Origin of the sequence: Dietzia timorensis (genome assembly GCF_020742175.1) — a bacterium.
In the GTDB taxonomy this organism is placed as follows: Bacteria; Actinomycetota; Actinomycetes; order Mycobacteriales; family Mycobacteriaceae; genus Dietzia; species Dietzia timorensis_A.
This window is the reverse complement of the sequence record NZ_DYXM01000092.1, coordinates 1-4,104: the sequence shown is the minus strand read 5'-3', so window position 1 is coordinate 4,104 and position 4,104 is coordinate 1. Positions and strand designations below refer to the sequence as shown.

Sequence of the window (4,104 nt, the reverse complement as noted above, 5' to 3'; positions counted from 1 at the left end):
GCTGTCGAACACGACAGCACGGGACGACGGCACCTATAGAACCACAGTGCCCACCAACCTCCTCGGCGGGCTGCTCGGGCTCGGAAGCGAGATGGGGGGTTCTTGGGCTGTGGTCGCTTCTTTGCGATCGTCGTTGCTCATGGTGTCTTCCTGGTTTGTGTGGGTCATTTCACCGGTACGTGCGTCCGGTGCGCGTTCAGTACAGGGTTCGGCGGTACTCGGTTTCGAGGTCGTCGTCGAGTCGGCGCATCTCGTCGGCGTCCTGGGGTGCGCCGGTGGTCTGATCGAGGATGATTTTTGAGAGGGAGGGCATCTCTGCCCGGTCGAGCATCCGGTCTGGGTCCCACAGGTGGGAGCGCCGGAAGGCTTTGGCGCAGTGCAGGAACACTTCGCGGATCTCGACGACGATGGCGATCTTCGGCACCCGACCTTTGACCTCCAGGGTGGCGAGGATCTCTGGGTCGGTGGTGAGTGTTGCTTGCCCGTTCACGCGGAGCGTGTCATCGAATCCGGGGATGATGAAGAGCAGGCCGACCGATGGGTTGGAGAGAATGTTGATCTGGCTGTCAAGTCGGTTGTTGCCAGGGCGATCAGGGATAGCCAGGGTGCGGGCATCTAGCACCTGAACGAAGCCGGGAGGGTCGCCGCGCGGGCTGACGTCGGCTGCGCCACACAAGTCCTGTGTCCCGAGACAGAGGAATGGCGACAAGTGGATGAAGGACTGTGCGTGCTCATCGAGAGCGGGCAGACTCTTTTGAAGCGCCAGAGCTGTGACGTCGTGGAAGAGCGCGCGGAGGCTGGCCTCGTCTGGGATGACGTACTCATCGCGGATGTGCTGGTTCATGTCCGGGACTCCACTGTGGTCAGCAGAGCAGTCAACTCTCAGGGATGGGCTTGATGGGACGACACGGGTTTCCGACCGCGATTACGTTCGCAGGGATGTCGGTCGTCACGACAGAACCTGCACCGATGATGCTGTTCTCACCGATCGACACCCCTGGCGTGATGGTCACGGATCCGCCGAGCCACACGTTGTTGCCGATCGTGACCGGCTGGGGAAGCTCCCATCCATCAAGTCGCCGGGCAATATCTTTGGCATGGTCGGGCGTGTAGATCCCACATCGTGGACCGATCAGGCAGTCTGATCCGATCGAGACGAAACCGCCACCGATGATCATGAAATCCGCATTGATGAAGGTGCGGTCCCCGATGCTGAGGCGCATCCCGTAATCGATGCTGATCGGGGGCCGAAATTCGATGTCATCGCCGGCCCCGGGGATCAGTTCCCGAAAGAGGCGCTGCGCGTGGGAGGGCGATTCGTGGAAGCTGCGATTGATTTCGTCGCACACCGAGTGCGCGTGGATTGAGAGTTCCTGCAGCGCCGGTGACGTGCGGTATCGGATCCAGTCACCGCCAAGGAGACGCTGAAGGTCCTCATCCTGTACAGCGAGCTGCCTCGTCCGGGTATCGAGCAGGTCATCCTGAATGTTCGACATAATGCCTCCTTGCATTTGTTGTGAGCAACGTCAAACGATTGTTGTGAGTGCAAACATAGTGGGCGTGATGGATCCCGCGCAAGAGGATTGCTCGTAACGATCAACGTGAAGCGGTCGGACCTTCTCGCGCGCGCCGCTACGTGTTCGCAAGCGGGCCCGCTGACTGTGGCCGCTCCGCAGACAGCCGCTCGGAGCTTCGCCATGAAATGGTCGCTAAGGCGTGTGCGCCAACTCGTTCGCGCCGAGCGGGTCGTCAATGATGTGGCGGAGCACCAACTGTGCGGCACCCACGGCGAGGATGTTGCTGCCGAGCTCAGCAGTCACAATCTCCACGGTGCTGTCTCCGCCGGGAAGGGCATGCGACAGTTCAGCGTGAATGATCTCGAACCCGCGAGCTTGGACCATACTCGCGAGGAAGCCTCCGAGCAGAATGCGTCGCGGGTTCATCACATTGACGACCGTTCGAAGGGCGATCCCGAGAAACTGGAGCTGTCGATCGGCCTCGACCGCAGCAGGGCCTTCGCGGGGCACCTGTCGGAGGAGCTCACCGCTGAGCTCTGTGGGAGCGACCCCGCCAAGAGCTGCCAGGAGTGGAGCTCGGCGAACCTCAGTCTCGAGGCATCCCGTTGCCCCGCAGTCGCAGCGACCACCCACCGTGTTCACGAGGGTGTGACCGAACTCTCCCGCATAGCCATCGCTCCCCGACATCACCGAGCCACCCATAATTGAAGCCCCCCCGATGCCGGATGCTCCACCATTGAGGTAAACCATCGCTTCGCAGCCGCGGCCCGCCCCGAACAGCGATTCGGCAAGGGCTCCACAGTTCGCATCGTTGCCAACGACAACCCTGAGTCCGTGCGCTTCAGACAGCAGCGCCGCGAGGGGAACACCGCGCCAGCCGAGGTGTGGTGCGACGACGATAGCGCCGGTGGCCTCGTTCACGAGGCCTGGGATAGCAACACCGATTCCCCACAACGTCCCACCCGGGGCGAGATGGTCAATCAACTCGCTCACGGCGGCAACGACATCCAGCGGGCTTGGTGGGTATCGGTGGCGCACCTCGGCTCGAGCAAAGACTCGACCCCCAAGCCCCACAACGGCTCCAGTGGTGACGTCGACCTCTGGGTTGACCGCCAGCACCCTCACGCGGTCCGAGGCGAACACCGACGGGCTTGGCCGTCCCATGGCTCCGGACTTCTCTGCCTTCTCCTCGAAGAGAATCCCTACGCGAACAAGCTCCGAGACTAATGCTCGAACCGTTGACCGATTCAGGCTCGTCTCATGCGTAATTTCCGCCCGAGTGCACCCGCTGCTGAGATGCACGGCCCGCAACACAGACGATAGGTTGCTACGCCGTAGGTCATCCAAACTCCTACCCGACCGGCCAGCAACACCAAGCTCGCCGGCAACCTGGAAGGCGGCAGGAGACGAGGACTCAGGCATCAACAGAAATTCTATCCCCGCCCGCTCGACATCCATTGATCCCCGCAGATAGGGCGGAACGCCCACGTAGCATATGGGGCGGCCGCGGAGTAAAGAGATCCGGATTGACGGTCACATATCCCCATCAGAAGCGGGCCACATATCGTCGAGACTTACACTCGAGGCGAAAGCGAGCGCTCGGGCCGGAAACACCGGTCAATCGCGCTCGATCGGGAACCACAGCTCGCACGTCGCCGTGCTGAAATCGTCGGTGTGTTCGCGGATCGCGACGATCGAAGGCCCTGGTCGCAGCCGCCAGGGATTCGACGGGAACCAATGCGCAGCGGATGCGGCGTACGCATCCTGCAGTGCCTTCGGATGCGGACCTGAAGTGCGGAACACGACCCACGCTCCGCGGTCGACCTCGATGAGGTCGAGATCTGTCGGCACCTCTGTCCCGGCATCGACCGCGACACCATGAAGATAAGTGAGCTCGCTCCCCTCTCGGTAGTCGGGGTCGAGATCAGCGCTGACTTGTAGCAGCCCACGAGGCTCGGCGCCGCTGAGGTCTTTGAGTCGCTGGTGTTCCTCGGCTGGCAGAGACGCAATGTGTTGCTGGATGTGCGGGTTGACGCCCTTGTAGATCAGCGGCACGCGTGCGGCATAGCCGATGAGACGGAAGGCGGGACGTTCGGTGATTCGGGCATCCATGGCGGAGCTCCCTTCGACAGTCAGGCGGAACCTGATGGTGGGTTGAGCACGAAGGGGGCCACCGTCGCGACGGACTTCACTGTGAGTCACTCCATGCACGGAACGGAACGCCCGGCCGAAGGCCTCGACCGAACCGTATCCGTAGCGCACGGCGATCGTCAGGAGGTCCTCATCGCCAATCACGTCCGAGGCGGCGACGGTCATCCGCCGCTGACGCACATACTCGGAGATCGGAATGCCTGCCAACGAGGAAAACATGCGGCGTACGTGGTAGCCCGTCGTTCCCATCGACGCAGCGAACGCCTCGACATCGATGTGATCGTCGAGACGGCGCTCGACCTCATCGACCAGACGGTTCAGGATCTCGATCATGCGGCTCCCTTCGCTACCCACTCTCATCTCCGGAGCACGCGCTGCGCCCGATCATCGTGGCCCGGTTCTGTCGGATTATTCGCCGAGAGAGGGACCGCTCAAG

The 4,104-nt window shown here is 62.3% G+C and carries 4 protein-coding genes; all 4 read right to left on the bottom strand.

Features of this window, described 5'->3' with window-relative positions; genetic code table 11:
- Nucleotides 1–196: 196 nt before the first annotated feature.
- Complete coding sequence (locus K8V11_RS04940) at nucleotides 197–844, bottom strand: pyridoxamine 5'-phosphate oxidase family protein (RefSeq protein WP_303911326.1); 648 nt, start codon at nucleotides 842–844, stop codon at nucleotides 197–199.
- 31 nt (nucleotides 845–875) lie between these two features.
- A complete protein-coding gene (locus K8V11_RS04935) occupies nucleotides 876–1,496 on the bottom strand; it encodes a sugar O-acetyltransferase (RefSeq protein WP_303911325.1) in 621 nt (206 codons plus the stop codon).
- A gap of 213 nt (nucleotides 1,497–1,709) precedes the next feature.
- The gene (locus K8V11_RS04930; RefSeq protein WP_303911327.1) at nucleotides 1,710–2,681 is read right to left on the bottom strand and encodes an ROK family protein; all 972 of its coding nucleotides are present in this window, start codon (nucleotides 2,679–2,681) and stop codon (nucleotides 1,710–1,712) included.
- Nucleotides 2,682–3,134: 453 nt separating this feature from the next.
- Nucleotides 3,135–4,001, bottom strand: coding sequence for an AraC family transcriptional regulator (locus K8V11_RS04925; RefSeq protein WP_303911324.1), 867 nt, complete (start codon nucleotides 3,999–4,001; stop codon nucleotides 3,135–3,137).
- Nucleotides 4,002–4,104 lie beyond the last annotated feature (103 nt).